The sequence below is a fragment of the Hydrogenovibrio crunogenus genome, from assembly GCF_004786015.1.
GTDB lineage: Bacteria > Pseudomonadota > Gammaproteobacteria > Thiomicrospirales > Thiomicrospiraceae > Hydrogenovibrio > Hydrogenovibrio crunogenus.
Genome location: NZ_CP032096.1, coordinates 812,227 through 829,466, shown reverse-complemented (window position 1 = coordinate 829,466; position 17,240 = coordinate 812,227). Strand labels below are relative to the sequence as shown.

The window sequence follows — 17,240 nt, the reverse complement described above, 5'->3', positions numbered from 1 at the left end:
AATAGCAATACTATTTATTTATCACACTAAAGACTTAAACCAATCCATCAAACGCTGGAATTTGTTTTTTCTTGGTGCTCTTCTTCGCAGCTTATTAGTGAGTTCATTGATTCGCTTATCTAAACTTAAAAATTTATACGAAAACTCTTCGAACTGCTTGTGATAAAACTCATATAAATTATTCATACTCTCTTCAATCGCCGACATTGACTCATTTAATGTCTGTAACTGTTCTTGTTGATGAGTGTCTATTGATTCAAGCACCTTATGATTTTGATCCAGTGAATGCCCCATGAATGAAATTAAAAACAGAAGCGATTGATCATTTTCAAATTCGTATAATCTTTTCATCATTTCATCTCTATATGGATGTTTATCAATCATGTTTTTAATATGATATTGAAGATAATTTTGTGCTGTTTTGCGGTTACTGCGCATCATTTTCCAATATTGTTTTTGTGTATTCATGTTTCTTACGCCTAAAAATTATTGCTCTTCCAGCTTCAATACTTCAAAAAAGCCTTGGTTCTGAAGAGATTTAAAAAACTGTTCTACCTGAATTCTTTGCATTATTGGAAACGTTTTAAGAGCCTTTGCAAAATTTTGTCTGTCACCTAATTTTTCCATGACATTTTTATGTAAAACAGGAATTTCAAAACTTTCTAATAAACTTATTCTTGATGATAATTCAGGGATTCCAAAAAACGCATTTTTAACTAAATATAGTTCATCAGCGTGTTTAACCAAATTCCCCTCTAATACTAATTCAGCTTGTTTAACTGCAACTTCTGTTTTGAAAATGTTGTAAAAAATAACCAAACGATAACCTAGACTTTTACAAGCTAAACCGATTAATTCTCCAACTTGTTCAAGTGTTTCACTTGCACCAGCAGGGGTATTAATTACAATATGTTCAACATCTGTCTGCTCAATAATTTCAAAAAGATCAGCAATTAAATCTTCGGCTGATTCCTGACCTGAAATAGGCGCCATTACCACTTCAGCGTAATCATCATTCTCAAACCTAGGGGCAACATCTGGCTGACCACCCGACTGATTTGCATCAGCTTCTACTAGTAGTAAAGGCATTTTCTTTACTGATAAAATACTGGCAATAATCATTGCCAATAAACTCTTTCCACACCCACCTTTATCACCGTGACTTATATAGATCGTTTTACTCATAATTAATTCCTTTTTTAGAAAAACCTGTATCTTTACTAAACTTCATTTGTTTTGAAATCTTTGATTTGCCTTCTTTCGCAAAAGCATCAAAAATAACAAAATCATCCCTTTTTTCTCGATAAACCATTTTGTATAAATCTGAACCATCTTCTAAATCAAGTAAGAAGCTCTGTTTTGAATCAATAACCTTTAGCAGCGCTTCTAAACTTTGACTCAATCTCGTAACCGCTAAATCTGATTCATATACTTGCTGCCATTCCTGCATAGCGACTCGTTTTACAAGTGGCTTGTTAACCTCTCTATTCTTCTTCGAATAACTAATATGTTTACTCTCTACCTTGTTTTCAGCTCGCCTCAATGCGCCACGTAAAGCGAAATATCCGATGCCAAAACAATCTGCGAGCTGTCTTGTTGTAAAAGGGCCTGAACTCCCTTCTTTTCTAGTTCGCAACAAACTTTTTAAAGTTGAAAAGTTATTTATAACAATCGATTGAATCGAAGCACCGACTTCTAACTCTCGTTTAAACTTTTGCTTGAGTTCATTCAATTCTTCATAAAACCCCATATCCTCTCCTTTAACTCACGTAACCAATTTATCAATATCGTTTCTAACAGTTAGATAATCCATTTTGCAAAATCGAAAAAAAACAAATTAAGTTGTACAATCAATTCACTGTGAAAAGCTTGTACGCTTAATGTGCCCATTAATTACCGACCTTATGTTCTAGCTGAGTGCATTAGATATGCCACTTGTGTTTTTTTAGCGTGACAAACCGACTTCAATTTCACATTGTTTATCCTTATTCCTGTCATTTATCGCTTCCATATCATCACTAGAAGCACATACTCCAAAACCACCACTGCCATTAACTTTACGGCCATAAAACTTTTCATTCGTATCCTGTGCACCGTGTCCCATCAATGCTGCAATCTCTATTGGCTTTAATCCAGCAAGTTTTGCATTTGCTGCAAACTGATGGCGTCCTGAATATAAAGTGATTCGTTGACCTTTTTTAATGATTTTCTGTTGTTCTAATCGTGTATTTATTTGACCTAATAAAAACCTGCAAGCTCGTAGCTCAAGGTCAACTTGACGTCTATATTCTTCGTTTATCGGTTCAAGGTCTTCTGCACCATTAAGACCAACCTTTAGTTGATTGAAGTGTTCAAAAACTTCACCCACTGAAGAAACTGCTTCTTTAAACAAAGACATGTATTCATCTTGAACATCATCCATCACAACGACTCGATACTCCCCAAACGAACGATTTTGAGTTGCTTTGGCATTTCTGATATTAATTCCGCAACCTTTACCACCTGCTAATTCGAATACAAATTCTGAATAAGCCCATTCCACAGGTCTTAGCCCAAAGTAAGCGGATGCTTTTAATATATTTAATGTAAGATTTGCGGCTCTTGAGCGAGAGTTTTCTAATTCAAATCGAACGTGGCGCCAAACTTTAGGATTCATACTCTTTAATTTCTGGGCGGAAGTTCTTTTTCCGTGTTTTTTGCGGACTTCTTTTTTAGAAACATTTGACCGGAAACCCTGAGAAAAAATATTGCTATCCAATTCAATACCTTCCTGTTCACACCAAAAACTGAGCGCAGATTTATATTGCCTCCGTGTAGAGGGAGACCAATCCGAAGTATGATTCTCAATCCAGTCAAAAAAAGCTGAAATACTTTTATGTAAATCCTTTCCCGTCTCATTTTCAAAACGTTTCTTAATCGATTCTGCTCGCTCCAGATACGCTTTCTCAGTTCGCTTCATCATTGTAAAAACACCTTAAAATACTCGTTACATATATATTTCTTTAAATACCCTTTCGCTAATAAAATCCCATTGGAACAGTCTTATCTTGAATAATTTCTAGGTCATCAACGATCAGGTAACTACGCTTATTTTGATATGCATTAACGTAAGAATTTTTCAGACTTTTTTTGACCTGTCGAACTGATCTTTGATCTTTAATCAAGACATCAATAACCTCTTCACTTAATTTAGTATCAAAAAAACTACCCCAATCACTACCTTCTAAAATCGATACATGAATGTTTTGAATAATGGATTTCATGTGTTCGATAGTTGGCAAAGGAACTTCAAAGACATTTAAACGTGAAAGTAATGCTGGATGAATTCCTTCAGTGCTATTTCCAGAGGCCATAAAAATCAAAGCAGATGCATCAAATAAAACCGCACTTGTAAAAGCTTGATCGACAAACTGACTTGCAGAACGCTCTTCTAATAAGTCATAAAGAGCATTGAGCGGATTCCCGTTATTTCCACTGTGATTCACCTTTTCCAACTCATCCATAAAAAAAATAAAATTGGCATTTTCTGAACGCATCATCCCTTGAACAATGAGACCAGGTGCTGAATCAGACCATTGTGGTTCTGACCCTGCTAATGCAATTGCTCCACCAAGCTGTCCCGCATTGCACTTTTCTAAATCAACCCCAAACACCTCACTCAGTGCGAATACAAATTCTGTTTTACCAATCCCTGGCTCACCCCAAATATAAAGAGGATCAATTTGAATGTTCTTATTCCCTAGAGTTTTTAATGTCAGGTGGTTTTCAATATGCATAATCACTTCGATAAAATTTGGAAAACGTTTCTTAAGTTTATTAAGCTCTTTCAAAAGCTGTTGAGTCACTTTTGCCACTTTTTTATAGTGCTTCCCTTCGTAATAGAACTCCTTAATCTTTGCAAAGTTATCTTTTGCTCCCCTATTGCCAGACTCTTTTTTCATAAATTCGAAACTACTGTTAGAACTGATTATTGCAAACTTACCCTTTGAAGCTAATTGATTAGCTAATTCTTGTAATCTGTCATTTGTTGTACAGCCAGCTCTACCCCAAACCATTTCTGTTTCCATCATTTTCTCCTGTTACCAAACCCTCAAAAAAACTTACAAAACCAAATCTTATAAAGTCTTTTTGTTAATAGTTGGGTATATACTGTGATTTTCTTGAGTGCATGTCAATTATTTTTTAGTATCCACCCTACTATTTAAAATATAATTCAGTATGATTGCCACACATAGCAAAAGTTAATATCAATAAATTAGATTGAGAAACCAAATGAAACTAAAAGATTGTGTCACTGCTTTTACTGGAATCAACACCTCAAAAATCTCTAAAGATTCCTTTACAGATGGAGTTGAGATGGGACTCATAACGGGACAATCAATCAATGAATATGGAGAGTTTGAATCGGAACTGGCTCAGACAACATGGATAGTTCCAGGTTCTGCTGAGAAGTTCTTGTTACTCGATAACGACATCGTGATACAAATACGAGGAAATGTTTTTAAGGCAGGGTTATTTAAGCAAAGTGAAGCGGATACAAAGCAAAGCTATATTGCGAGCTCTAACTTTGTCATCATGAGAGTAAATACAGATTTCCTGCAACCTGAAATTCTGGTGTCTTACTTCAACTCCTCCTTTTTTAAGGAGAATGTCATTGCAGCAACGCGTTCTAACACGATGCTGATCACGTTAAAAAAACTGCTAGAGCATCCAATTGCAATTCCTTGTCAATCCGATCAAAAAGCGCTGGTTTCTATGTTTTATCGTTATGCTGATCTACAGAAGAAAACACTGGAATTATTCAATCAACAAAAAGTGGTTGCAGAAACCAAGCTATTCGATGTGTTGCAACGCTCGAATAAGGATACAAAGTAAATGGATAACAACTTTTCAAAAAACTTTAAGCAAGCGATTCAAAACCAAGACCCTTGTGAAATCGTGTATGTTTTACTGCAAATCAAGCTTGCCCTAGTCTCATTAAACGAACTTGATGAGACGAGCGTGGAATTAGGTTTAACTGAATTAATAAAAGGTCGTCATAACAATCGTTCTCATACCGAAATGGCAACACTGAAAGCAACTGAGACAAAAAATAGACTAAAAGATGAAGTGCATCGTTTTGCTAAAAGCAATGATTTATATACCGATTTATTCGATAACTTAGATGCAAAAATGATTGTTTCTTTAACAACGATTGCACTGACGACAGATAATCTTTCTTTAGAACTCAGAAAATTTATGGATGACAACCCAAGACGAACAGGGGTCAACTTTACGCCTGTCGTTATTAGGCGGTTAATGCAGTCTGTTTTGCTAAACCTAACTTCAGATAAAGAACAAACGAGCCTACTTGACCCTCTCTCTAGAACAGGAGACTTGGTATTTTCGTGGCCACCACTCCCCTTTTCTAAAATCGGTTTAAATTCTGACACTCAGCTTGAGAGAGAGGTAGCCAAATTATTTTGGAATGTAGTCATGCTTGATCAACATGACTTGCAATCTAATGAACCAAATATTGTTCAACAAACGGTGACTACAACACCTGTCAAACTTCTTCAAAATCACAAGCCAAAAAAAGAAAAATATGATGCCGTTTTAAGCTCAATTGCATCGTCGACTGGAACCGTTAATCACGACACGAGAAAAGCAAAAACACATTCAACAGCCTGGGTTGAGGCTATATTAGAAATCTTGAATGATAATGGCGTGGCGGTCTTGTTGATTGAAGATGGTTTTTTCCATCGAACCACTTTTGATTATGAATTTCGCGAACAGCTTGTTAAAAAAGATTTAGTTGAAATGATTATTGCTTTGCCAGCTAACTTGTATTTTAAAAACGCACATTTTAATGCCAGTATTTTAGTCATCAATAAAAACAAACCTGTCCATGCTAAAAATAAAGTAAAACTGTTTCATCTACATGAACTAAAGAATCTTAAGCTTGATGAAATAGAAAAATTAGCTGCGTTTACCAGTCATGCTGAAGCACATCATTCTAAAAAATTACCGCCTAACCTGATCAATGAGATTGCGAGCCTGTAAATAATTCTGTGTAAACGCTCGGTTGATCAAACATAAGGTTTCAAGCGTTCTTCATGCAGAATCATAAACTGGTTCATGGCTAATTTCCAGTCTCGAATCGGCATGGTCCATTTTTTTGAGGCCGATTCAATGGCCAGAAAAATGATTTTAAAGGCCGAGTTATCATGGCTGAAGATCTTGCGATTCTTGGTGGCTTTGCGAATCACCGAGTTCAAAGATTCAATCGCATTCGTCGTATAGATCACCTTGCGGATCGCCTGAGGGTACTGGAACAGCGTGGCCACATTGTCCCAGTTGTTGCGCCAGGAACGACCGATATTGGGGAATTTGTCATCCCATTTGGTCTCGAACTGCTCAAGCGCCAACAGAGCTTCTTCTTCGGTCACTGACTGGTAAACCTGTTTGAGGTCGTTGGCGACCTGTTTGCGCTCTTTGTAGCCAACATAACGCAGGGAATTGCGCACCATGTGCACAATGCAAAGTTGAACATCTGCCTGAGGGTAGACGGTATTGATGGCCTCAGGAAAGCCCGTCAGGCCATCAACGCTTGCGACCAGTATGTCCTTGACGCCTCGGGCTTCAAGGTCGTTTAAAACGCTCAACCAGAACTTGGATGACTCGGTCTCAGACAGCCACAGGCCCAGGCATTCTTTTTGGCCGTCGGTATTGACGCCAAGCGCTACATACATGGTTTTTCGCACCACCTGTTTGTCCTGGCGGACCTTGATGACAATACCATCGAGATACAGCAGCGGATAGACTTCGTCCAACGGACGAGAACGCCAGAGGGTGACTTTTTCCATGACCGCTTCGGTGACCTTGGAGATCAGTGTTGGCGAGACATCAGCGCCATACATCTCTTTGAACGTTGCCACAATGTCTCGGGTGGTCATGCCTTTGGCATAAAGCGCCAGTATCTGGTCATCCATGCTGGTCAGGCGGGTTTCGCCTTTTTTGATAATGGTGGGGTTAAACTCACTCTGGCGATCCCGAGGGATGGCGATTTCCACTTCGCCATGGTCGCCTTTGAGGGTTTTAAATGAATAGCCGTTTCGGCTGTTGTCGCTGTCGGAACTGTGGTGCTTGGGATAGCCCAGGTGCTCTTCCATTTCAGCACCGAGGGCGGCTTCAACGGTCATTTTAAGCAGACTGGCTGAGAGGTCAGACAAGTCGCTCTGAGTTTTGATATCCTTGGCCAGCTCAGCGGCCATGGCTTTGAGTTTTTCTTGGTCGATGTTGCTCATAGTGATTTTCCTTTTCGGGGAATTTTAAACTATGAGCGTTTACACAATTTGGTTTACAGGCCCTGAGATTGCTTCAATAACCGTTTCAACACAACAAATCAGCCAGAACAGTTTTAGTTTACGCCCTTTTGATTATCTCCAAATACAATCGACTTCAGGGACATTAAACCTAAATGCAGAAATTGATAAACTTGATACAATTAGACAGGAATGGCAATCTTTAGAACAAGACTTTAGACAATCCATAGAGTAAATCAATTTAGTATTACCAAATATTGATAGTTTGATAGTTGGTGGTATGAACCTGTAAAAATCTTTTTTTGGCCTAAGACTCAATTTAAAAGCTCTGCTTCTAAACAGAGAGCTCTCTAATTCAAATCAGATTGCTCTAATCTAAACTTAGTGTCAATCTTATCAACACTAAAATCCACATACCAATCAATAACTGACTTTATTAACTCTTGTCCAAGCATGGCTGTAGTTGATGATTCATCAATAAACTTATCCAATGATTTTTCAACATCCTCAGATGTTTTTTCTACAAAGCCATGAATAACACTATTTCGTTGTTTTCTCCAATCATCAAGCTTTCCGAAAAGGGAAATATCTTTAGATTCTTTAGTTAGCTGCTTTTCAGTTCTTAAAATTAACCCCTTTAAACTAACATTATTCAGTTTGATACTTTTTGACCTTAAATAACGGTTTAATAAATGACTAATCACACTTTCTTGCAATGCAATAGCTTCTAAATAAAAGTGTGATTTGATGGCATCTTGAGATCGCTGTTGTGCTGCCAAATAAGAGGCATGAATAGCCTTTAATTCCTGAGTAGCTTGCTCGAATGAAGAGCCATTTTGATAAGAATGATGCAAAGCTTCAATAAGAGAATATCCATTTTCATCAAAGCTATCAAGATCAACCTGCTTCATTAACTGCCAATAATCATTGTGGAGTTTTTCAATAAATGCCTTTACCAAAACCCATTCTGGCTTTATCCAACTGTAGTAAAAAGAAGACTCTGAGTTTCTTGGCAAACCTAGCAAAGAATGTCCAATTTCAGATATCCAAATTTCTAATACATTTGCATTAATAAGACCAGCTATATGAATAAGGGTTCTTTTTTTATCCGGGTAGACGGGGGCATATTCAAGATTCCAATCAATTAATTTTTGACTATGAACCCAAAGCTTCATATCTTCCTTACTGCCTTTAGATGCTAAAAGCTCCATCAATAGGGAAGCAATAGTTTCTGGAGATGGGACTTCTTTTTTACTTAAACCGTCATAAATAAAAAGCGTGCTAAGAAAAACTACAAAGTGGTTTAAATCAAGTTGACCTTGATCATTTATAAATTCGTAACGATTTATATCCTCAAGCAACAGTTCTTGCTCCCTTAGAAACCTTGGATCCAATCTGTTTATTTCGCTCATTCCGGCGCACCATCAATAAACGTCTTAATATAATCCAACATCTGATCTAGCACTCTTTGAGAAACGGTCTTTCGCTTCAAGATGGTCGGCTTTTGATTCATCGTTTTAACGACATCATCTCGATATGGAAGTTTTTCAGTAAATAGATAACTGGAAATCAACTTTTGAACCTTTTCAAGATCAAGGTTCTCTTCTTCACAAATCCGTTTGATCTCAGCAGAGTCTTGTTCTTTCCAAAACTGTTTAAACCGTTCCTCAACCTGACCACCGTTTTGCACCTCTGGCAAATTTTCATGAATGAACTTTTCAATCAGTTCTTTTTTGGAACGCATCTGCACATCCCCAGAGAGCATATCCATAATGTTTTTCTTACGGGCTTCATGCTCTTCTTTGGGTGCGTCTTTAAGCTGGCCGAGTAGTTTTAGAATGTAGGTGACATTGATTTCATCTCGGTGAATGAGCTCCAACTCAAAGTCCACATCATTCAGAATCGAGACCTTCTCTTTTTGGTTGTTACTTTTTACCTTGTCATACAGGTCAAGATATTTACTGCCGTAATCGGTATATTCTTGCTCTTCGATGGCCACATCATCAAACTCAAAATCAGTAAAGGTGACGAGCACGTTATAAACACGCATCAATTCGCGGTACGCCTTAATAAAAGCAAACTCGTCTTCTTCGCTTTGTAAGGCATTAACACTATCCACATCAGGGGCAATGGCCTTAAGCTGTTCTAACGCCTCATTGAACTGTTTTACATAGTTTTCATAAGGCTCCATGATAATAGTGTCTTTGGCGTTCTTATCTGAGAACAAACTAATCGCATCATCCGTGGCTTGCTTTAAGTTTCTAAAGCAAACAATATTACCCTGAGACTTCTTCTCACCCATGGTGCGGTTGGTACGAGAGAAGGCTTGAATCAATCCATGGTATTTGAGGTTTTTGTCAACGTAGAGCGTATTGAGTGGCGGAGAGTCAAACCCGGTTAAAAACATATTGACCACCAGAAGAATATCGACCTCTTTGTCTCTAACGCGTTTAGCAAGTTCGTTATAGTAGTTGTAAAACGATTTACTGTCCTTAGTAGTGTACTTGGTGCCAAACATCGCATTGTAATCACCAATGTAAGACTCCAACTTATCACGACTGTGTTGATTGACCTTCTTACCGGTCATATCGGTGGTTTCTTCAGTGATAAAGTCGTCTGCACCTTTATCTTCTTCATTCGCCGCGTAACTGAAGATAGTACCCACTTTTAGATTATGCTCTCCCGCCAGCTTTTTCTGTTGGAAGATATCGTAATACGTCGTTAGCACCTCCACAGAACTCACACACAACATCCCTGTAAATTCTTTCGCGTGGGTTTTCCGCTCATGGTTTGCAATAATGTAATCCACCACCGCTTCAATGCGCTGCGGCGACTCCATTACTTCTTTGGTATCGATGTCTTCGACTTCAATATCTCGAATCGTGTCATGCTGCTTAAAAGTATTAATGTACTCCACTGCAAACTTCAGCACGTTCTCATCTCGAATCGCGTCGGTAATCACGTATTTATGTAAACACTCACCAAACAAGTCCTTGGTCGTGCGTTTGCCATGCTGATTCTTGGCGACGTTCTCGACAAAGATCGGTGTCCCGGTAAAACCGAACATTTGATAATGATTGAAGTACTCGGTAATGCGCTTATGGGTATCCCCGAACTGACTGCGGTGACATTCATCAAAGATAAAGATAATGTGTTTATCTTTCAGAGGCTCCATCGCGGCTTTATACCGCTCTTTCATAATCGCGGTATTCAGCTTTTGAATCGTGGTGACGATCAGCTTGGTGTCATCACCCAGCTGCTTCACCAGTTTTTGGGTATTGTCGGTACTGTCCACACTGCCTTCACTGAACGCATTGAATTCTTTGGCGGTTTGATAATCCAAGTCTTTACGGTCTACACAGAATACCACCTTATCGACTTTGGGTAAGTTGGTCAGGATTTGAGCGGCCTTGAAGGAAGTTAACGTTTTACCCGAACCCGTTGTGTGCCAGATATAGCCGTTATGCACCGAGTTTTTCACTTTATCAATAATCGCTTCCACCGCGTAGTATTGATAAGGGCGTAACGCCATCAGGATTTTAAAGGTGTGGTTTAAGACGATGTATTTGGTAATCATCTTCGAGAGATGACACTTTTCCAAAAAGGTTTTGGCAAATTGTTCGAGCTGAGTGATTTGGTTATTGTCTTTGTCTGACCAGAAGAAAGTTTGCTTAAAAGACTGTTTTTTATTATTCGCGTAATACTTGGTATTCACGCCATTACTGATCACAAACAACTGAATGTATTGAAATAAGCCCGCACCCGATCCATAAGAGTGTTTGTCATAGCGTTTAGTCTGGTTAAAGGCCTCTTTAAGCTCTAAGCCTCGGCGTTTTAACTCAACCTGCACCAAGGGCAAACCGTTAATCAGAATCGTCACGTCATAACGGTTTTGGTATTCACCTTCCATGGTGATTTGGTTCGTCACTTGGTACTGGTTCTGGCACCACTCTATTTGGTCAATGAATTCCAAATAAAAGGGAGAGCCGTCATCACGAGTCAGGTTGAATTTATCGCGCAGGGTTTGCGCACGCTCGTATACATTGCCTTTGTTAAGGTGATTAACAATCTTCTTGAACTCAGTATCCGAAAACGTGGTTTTATTATGTTTTTCTAACTGGTGCTTGAGGTTGGTGAGCAGGCTGGCTTCATCTTTAATCACAACACGTTCATAGCCCTGGCTGACTAACTGCGCAATTAAATTATTCTCCAACTGCGCTTCAGACTGAAGCTGGCCCGAAAAATAAAAACCCTGTGAATCTGCTACTTTATTTGTCATACATCGCTTTCAATACACTTAAAATTTATTTATAAAACAGATTTACCAGGCCTGGTGACTATTCAGTCAAACCTACCTACTCATCTAAAAATGGCACTAAATTTGGAAAAATATAAGGCAACGCCCTTTCTGGTAACCTTAATTTTAAAGGTGCAAACTTGCTCTCATCATAAAGTAATCCGACCTCTACCAAACGCTTTGCAATGGTTCTGGCCTTGCGTTCAGAGCAGCCCAATAAGGCTGGCAAATCTGCCTTACGAATTTCACCGTCCACCAACAGCGTTGGAATAAGCTTCAGCATATCCACCGGCACGGTTAAACCAAACTGAGAAGCATTTTGGCTCAACATCACAAACTGCTTTAAACGCTCATGCAACTCCGGCAACTTTAGCATAGCGGCCATATAACTCACCTGATCCGTCGCCATCAAAATCATAAAACGGATAAACTCAATCAGCCCCGTTTCAGTCCGCTGCCCTCGACCATCCAAAGTCCCCTGCCTTATCTGATCGGCGCGTGCCAACCATTTTTTATAATCCGGGTTATGACGGGCTAAGCCGCGCGAAAGCGACCACAAGCCATACGTCTCGGGAAAAACCTGGTTTAACATACCATCCGTCATCAACCGCCCGGTGCGGCCATTACCGTCTAAAAACGGGTGAATAAACATAAAACGATGATGGGCCGCAAAAGTTTTAATAATTTTCTGATACATCAAATCATTCGGCATAAACCGATAATGTTGGTTAAAAACCCGAAATAACCCTTCTAAATCTTCGGCTGGTGGCGCAAGGTGTTGACCCACTTCAACCTGTGTTTGGCGAATCTGTCCTGGATAAATCGGATGCTTGGCTCCCTGCGCATCTAATACAACACGATGTTCATCTAGAATATGTTTAGAACCATAAAAAACAGAATGAACCTCTAAAATATTTTGCAAACAAGAAAAGTCATGGGACGAAGCATAAACAAACTCTTGCGCCTCACCATAAGCCAACGCCAAATGTTGTTTGCTCTTCTCCGCATCTTGTTGAGAAAAATCATTAATCATCGCTTTATAAATATCAACAGGATGCGTGCCTTCACTCTCTATCTGGTTTGAATAATAGTTATTTACCAAAAACGTGATACGCTTAATTTCACTTAAAATATTGACATGCAACCCCGCTGACAGACCTGCACACGCCATCACCAAATCATCTGCCTGCTTATAAAGCGCAGGTGTTTGAGCGTGTTCACTTGAAGGTAAGTAAGGCGTTAATCTCTGCATTTTGCCGTTTTCTCATTTTATCTAACTACTTATATTTCAATAGATTAAACCACATAAATGAAATAATATAAAATTATTTTGCCGATTGTTTTGCCGTTTAGTTTACCGATTGATCCAAACTCTTTTACGAAACCACCAGGCCTGGTGCTTATAAATAAACACCGACTGATGAAGTATTAAAGCACTTAACTAAAGGGAAGCATCCCCTTTTCCCTTCATAGTGATTTGGTTCGTCACTTGATACTGGTTCTGGCACCACTCTATTTGTTCGATGAACTCTAAGAAGAATGTTGTGCCGTCATCACGGGTTAGGTTGAACTTATCACCGAGGGTTTGCGCACGCTCTTATACGTTGGCTTTGTTTAGGTGATTAACAATTTTGGCAAATTCATTATCGGTAAAAGTGGTTTTATTATGCTTTTCTAATTGGGTTTTAAGGTTCGCCAATAAAGAAGCTTCATCCTTAATCACCACGTGGCTATAGCCCTGATTGGCTAACTGCTGCATTAAATTTTCTTCTAACTGCGCTTCAGACTGAAGCTGGCCAGAAAAATAAAATCCTTGTTGGTCTTCTACTTTATTTGTCATACATCACTTTTAAATACTTTTAAGAATCTCTTCACAAAAATAAACCTACCAGGCCTGGTCAATTATTAACCTACATTAATCAAATGGGTAGTATTTCATTATCCTAAGTCATTTCTCTAAAAAGGTTACTGTAAGTGCGACTAAAGCTAATAAAAAAGGAAAGAAATAATCAGTAAAGTAACTTCTGGCAACAAGAGTCAACAAACTTGCCTTGACAGCTTCCCACCAAATTTCTTTTAAAGAAACGATTAAATCTTTTGAAATAAAACCTCCCATTTGGTCTTTTTCTGCAGCCACCATAATTACCCAAGAAAATTTGCCTGCCTTCCTTACTCCAAGATTCTCATAAATTTCAAATCCTTTACCTGCAGGATATGTTCTATCTCTAAGACTAACAATTTTGGGATAGGCATAACGGTTTAGCTGGTTGAAAAACTCAGTGCTAATTTTAAATTCGGGTTCTTGCAAGAGGTACACTACATACCTATAAAAAAAATACAGTGTGATTACCGCCAAGGCATAAACAACTGCTTCCGGGCGGCCAAAAGTAGCACTGATACCAAGTACTTGAAAAGAATGAATGTCAGCTTGAGCAAAAGACAAAAATAATAGAATGGCGCTAGAGATCATCAAATTTCTTCTCTGCCTTAAGAGTCCTGGAGATAAATCATGTGCTTGTTTCACTATAGCTCCCTACTGCTTGAGCGCTTCTTTCTAATTGACTTGTATGTTTTAACTCTAATTTTTTTACACAAACATCTTCTGTAATAAGCCTTTTTTAAAGGCTTTGGTTTGTTCTAGGATTGACCAGGCCTGGTCGATTTTGTGGTCGATTTCGGTTAGGAAATTGGCTATTTTTTGTTGTTCTTCCAATATCGGTATTTGAAGATTAATTTTCTTCAAAATACTAAAATGTCGCTTGTAACCTTCTGCTGAAATATTGTTATACATCAAGTTATAGAATAAGTACCTTAAATCATCATTTGAGCAGGCATCTAAAACTTTAGTGCCGTCAGCACCAACAATAAAATCAAAATCTATAAATTTCACAACAGTCGTATGATCACCGTAAACAATCAAGCTATTCGTTTTTAATAACTTTTCTTCATAATCACTATAGCCTGCAATATTTTTCTGCCCTTGGTCAACAACAGGATATTTTCCCAAATCTTGAATTTCATTGCTTTTAATTTGAAATTTCTTAGTACTAACTGGACTTAATACATCAGTAAACGGCCTATGTTCCCACTCAGGATAGTCATTGCCTTGGTTGTCTTTAAAGCGGATTTGTTGGGTGAATATTTGTTGCATGACGCCTTTTTTGTATTCGGTGAGCAGGCGGTGTTTTTCGGTGAGCTGTTCGATTTTTTTATCGACCGAACTTAAAAAATCAGCGATTTTTTGTTGTTCTGGTAACTGTGGAAAATTTATTTCTAATGACCTGATTTGTCCCAATGCAATAAATTTCTGTGTTCCACCAACATTATTTACATAAAACTGCCTTGCAATATTGCTACCTGACAAATAATGAATAAGGAAATCATTTTTCAACTTTTCTTTTTCTTTAAGCAATGCAACATTTTTTATAGCAAAACCATCCTCTTTAAGTAACACGGGATTACCAATTGTGCCAATCATTCCAAATAAAATATCTCCAACTGAAACCCCTGAACGCTTGTTAATTGAAATGTAGTCTTCTCTGGAAATCAAATTAACATCATTTAAGTCTAAGGTTCCATCAGCCTTTAAGTTTTTGGAGGTTACCAATGGAAAACCTGAATCATAAAATTTAGGAGAATCATGTGTACCATCTCTCACATCAGATAATTCTCCTAATAGCCCTTGAAATAGATTTACTCCGTTAAAATCAGGAAACCTCAATTCTGGCTCCGCTTTGCTACGCACAGTCTTCGATTCAGGCACATTCTTAATATCACTCATTAAAACGGTGCCTCTATGCCAAGCTGTTTGCAGTAGTCGGCAATCACCGCGTCGGTTTGTTGCATTTCTTTATCAATGACTTTGATTTGTTGGGTTACCGCAGCTAAATCAACCGGTTCTTCTTCTTCAAAGGTATCCACATATCGCGGAATATTGAGGTTGTAGTCGTTCTCTTTGATTTCTGCCAGGCCTGCTACGTAGCTGTATTTATCAATCGTTTCACGGTTGTGATAGGTGGTGACGATTTTGTCGATGTCTTCCGGTCTTAGTCGGTTTTGGTTCTTGGCTTTTTCAAAGCCATTGGACGCATCAATAAACAGAATATCGTCTGGATTAGTTCGGCATTTCTTAAACACTAAAATACAGGTGGGGATTGAGGTGCCGTAGAAGATATTGGCAGGCAGACCTATCACGGCATCCAGATAATTACGGTCTTCAATTAGGTATTGGCGAATATGCCCTTCTGCCGCGCCTCTGAATAATACGCCATGCGGCAACACCACCGCCATGGTGCCGTTATCGGCCAGGTGGTGCACCATGTGCTGCACAAAGGCAAAGTCGGCTTTGGTTTTTGGGGCAAGCTTGCCGTATTGTGAAAAGCGGTCGTCACTTAAAAACAAAGGATTGGCAGACCAGTGAGCCGAGAAAGGCGGATTGGCGACAATGGCTTCAAACTGTTGGCCTAAGTGATGCGGGTGTTCCAGCGTATCGTCCTGGCTGATGTCGAACTGTTTGTAGTTCACATCGTGCAGAATCATGTTCATGCGCGCCAAGTTATAGGTAGTCCGGTTGAGTTCTTGCCCATAAAAATGCCCGACTTCTTTCACTTCTTTGGAAACACGTAACAACAAAGACCCCGAACCGCAGGTTGGGTCATACACCGATTTCAGATAGTTTTTATCGTCAGTGACAATCTTAGCGAGAATGCTAGAAACCGTTTGCGGGGTATAGAACTCACCGGCTTTTTTACCGGCGCCGCTGGCAAACTGCCCAATCAGGTATTCGTAAGAATCACCTAATACATCGGCATTGGCGTTTTCGAGCTGGAAATCGACTTGATCTAAATGCGAGAGGATTTTAGAGACCAGTTCGTTCTTTTGCTTTTCGGTTTTACCCAATTTGGTGGAGTTTAAGTCGAGATCTTCAAACAGTTTATTAAAGTCGTCTTCGGACTCCGTGCCCATAGTGGACTGTTCGATGTTATTAAGCGTGTTTTGCAGCTCACCCAAGATAAAGTTATCGGTCGATTCGCCTTCAATGGCCGAACCTTTCTTAGCTACGGCGGAAAAGAGTTCAGAGGGTTTTAACACATAGCCCAGCTTTTCAATGGTCTCTTGCGCGACCGCTTCAACAATCTCTTTGCCTTCTTCGGTGGTTTCATCGATAGAGGCATAATCAAAATCGTCTTCTAGGCTGTTGGCGTAAAGGCAGAGCTTTTCTGAGAGGTATTTGTAAAAGATAAACCCTAAGATGTAATCCCGAAATTCATCGGCATCCATCTTGCCACGCAAGGCGTTGGCGATATTCCAGAGCTGTTGTTCAAGTAGTCTTTTTTCTTCTTCTGACATGCTGGCCTTTTTTAAAAAGCCTTGCGGCTTATTAATTCAATTTCAAATATATTCAATGCGGTTTACTTTACGCATTTTAACCACTAATTTGTATTTTTTATTCTCACCGAGAAATTAAATTTTAATTTTTTCCTGGCATCATATCAAACGCCTGCCGTGCTAGGGCTTTATTTAGAGCTAATCTACTGACATCAATTTTTTTTGTTTTTTCATCATCAATGTAAAAAAACTATATCTTTTAAAAAATTAATTTAGACAATGAAATAAAAGAGCAAAAGTTCTTTATATAT

General features: G+C 38.8%; 16 protein-coding genes. 3 read left to right on the top strand and 13 right to left on the bottom strand.

Features of this window, described 5'->3' with window-relative positions:
• Positions 1-21: 21 nt before the first annotated feature.
• The 5 genes from GHNINEIG_RS03895 to GHNINEIG_RS03875 all read right to left on the bottom strand — a co-directional run bounded on the left by GHNINEIG_RS03895 (position 22) and on the right by GHNINEIG_RS03875 (position 4,070).
• The gene (locus GHNINEIG_RS03895) at positions 22-468 is read right to left on the bottom strand and encodes a hypothetical protein (RefSeq protein WP_135795426.1); all 447 of its coding nucleotides are present in this window, start codon (positions 466-468) and stop codon (positions 22-24) included.
• 18 nt (positions 469-486) lie between these two features.
• Positions 487-1,185, bottom strand: a complete 699-nt coding sequence (locus GHNINEIG_RS03890; RefSeq protein WP_135795425.1) for a ParA family protein — start codon at positions 1,183-1,185, stop codon at positions 487-489.
• Complete coding sequence (locus tag GHNINEIG_RS03885) at positions 1,178-1,750, bottom strand: hypothetical protein (protein ID WP_135795424.1); 573 nt, start codon at positions 1,748-1,750, stop codon at positions 1,178-1,180. Before GHNINEIG_RS03885 ends, GHNINEIG_RS03890 begins: the two co-directional genes overlap by 8 nt.
• 195 nt (positions 1,751-1,945) lie before the next feature.
• On the bottom strand, positions 1,946-2,962 hold the full coding sequence (locus GHNINEIG_RS03880) for a site-specific integrase (RefSeq protein WP_135795423.1): 1,017 nt from the start codon (positions 2,960-2,962) through the stop codon (positions 1,946-1,948).
• A gap of 55 nt (positions 2,963-3,017) precedes the next feature.
• Positions 3,018-4,070, bottom strand: a complete 1,053-nt coding sequence (locus tag GHNINEIG_RS03875; RefSeq protein ID WP_135795422.1) for an AAA family ATPase — start codon at positions 4,068-4,070, stop codon at positions 3,018-3,020.
• A gap of 202 nt (positions 4,071-4,272) precedes the next feature.
• On the opposite strand from GHNINEIG_RS03875, the gene GHNINEIG_RS03870 reads away from it, so the two are divergent.
• On the top strand, positions 4,273-4,875 hold the full coding sequence (locus tag GHNINEIG_RS03870) for a restriction endonuclease subunit S domain-containing protein (protein WP_135795421.1): 603 nt from the start codon (positions 4,273-4,275) through the stop codon (positions 4,873-4,875).
• Between the two features lie 63 nt (positions 4,876-4,938).
• The gene (locus GHNINEIG_RS03865; protein WP_189636924.1) at positions 4,939-6,042 is read left to right on the top strand and encodes an N-6 DNA methylase; all 1,104 of its coding nucleotides are present in this window, start codon (positions 4,939-4,941) and stop codon (positions 6,040-6,042) included.
• Between the two features lie 26 nt (positions 6,043-6,068).
• Here the strand turns inward: GHNINEIG_RS03865 and GHNINEIG_RS03860 are convergent, their stop codons facing one another.
• On the bottom strand, positions 6,069-7,277 hold the full coding sequence (locus tag GHNINEIG_RS03860; RefSeq protein WP_135796803.1) for an IS256 family transposase: 1,209 nt from the start codon (positions 7,275-7,277) through the stop codon (positions 6,069-6,071).
• Positions 7,278-7,317: 40 nt separating this feature from the next.
• Here GHNINEIG_RS03860 and GHNINEIG_RS03855 point away from each other — a divergent pair, with 40 nt between their 5' ends.
• Complete coding sequence (locus GHNINEIG_RS03855; protein WP_135795419.1) at positions 7,318-7,539, top strand: hypothetical protein; 222 nt, start codon at positions 7,318-7,320, stop codon at positions 7,537-7,539.
• A gap of 115 nt (positions 7,540-7,654) precedes the next feature.
• On the opposite strand, the gene GHNINEIG_RS03850 is transcribed toward GHNINEIG_RS03855, so the two are convergent.
• The 7 genes from GHNINEIG_RS03850 to GHNINEIG_RS03820 form a co-directional block, all read right to left on the bottom strand.
• Positions 7,655-8,716, bottom strand: a complete 1,062-nt coding sequence (locus tag GHNINEIG_RS03850) for a hypothetical protein (protein WP_135795418.1) — start codon at positions 8,714-8,716, stop codon at positions 7,655-7,657.
• Positions 8,713-11,583 (bottom strand): type I restriction endonuclease subunit R, encoded by a 2,871-nt coding sequence (locus GHNINEIG_RS03845; protein ID WP_135795417.1) that lies wholly within the window; start codon positions 11,581-11,583, stop codon positions 8,713-8,715. Before GHNINEIG_RS03845 ends, GHNINEIG_RS03850 begins: the two co-directional genes overlap by 4 nt.
• Before the next feature lie 76 nt (positions 11,584-11,659).
• Positions 11,660-12,853 carry a Fic family protein gene (locus tag GHNINEIG_RS03840; protein ID WP_135795416.1) on the bottom strand — a complete coding sequence of 398 codons (1,194 nt, stop codon included), beginning with the start codon at positions 12,851-12,853 and terminating at the stop codon, positions 11,660-11,662.
• Positions 12,854-13,198: 345 nt separating this feature from the next.
• Entirely contained in the window at positions 13,199-13,441 is a 243-nt protein-coding gene (locus tag GHNINEIG_RS11745) for a hypothetical protein (protein WP_223260930.1), read from the bottom strand.
• A 108-nt stretch (positions 13,442-13,549) separates the two neighbouring features.
• On the bottom strand, positions 13,550-14,125 hold the full coding sequence (locus tag GHNINEIG_RS03830) for a hypothetical protein (RefSeq protein ID WP_135795415.1): 576 nt from the start codon (positions 14,123-14,125) through the stop codon (positions 13,550-13,552).
• 63 nt (positions 14,126-14,188) lie between these two features.
• Positions 14,189-15,382 (bottom strand): restriction endonuclease subunit S, encoded by a 1,194-nt coding sequence (locus GHNINEIG_RS11665; RefSeq protein ID WP_189636923.1) that lies wholly within the window; start codon positions 15,380-15,382, stop codon positions 14,189-14,191.
• Positions 15,382-16,950 carry a type I restriction-modification system subunit M gene (locus tag GHNINEIG_RS03820; RefSeq protein WP_135795414.1) on the bottom strand — a complete coding sequence of 523 codons (1,569 nt, stop codon included), beginning with the start codon at positions 16,948-16,950 and terminating at the stop codon, positions 15,382-15,384. Before GHNINEIG_RS03820 ends, GHNINEIG_RS11665 begins: the two co-directional genes overlap by 1 nt.
• Positions 16,951-17,240 lie beyond the last annotated feature (290 nt).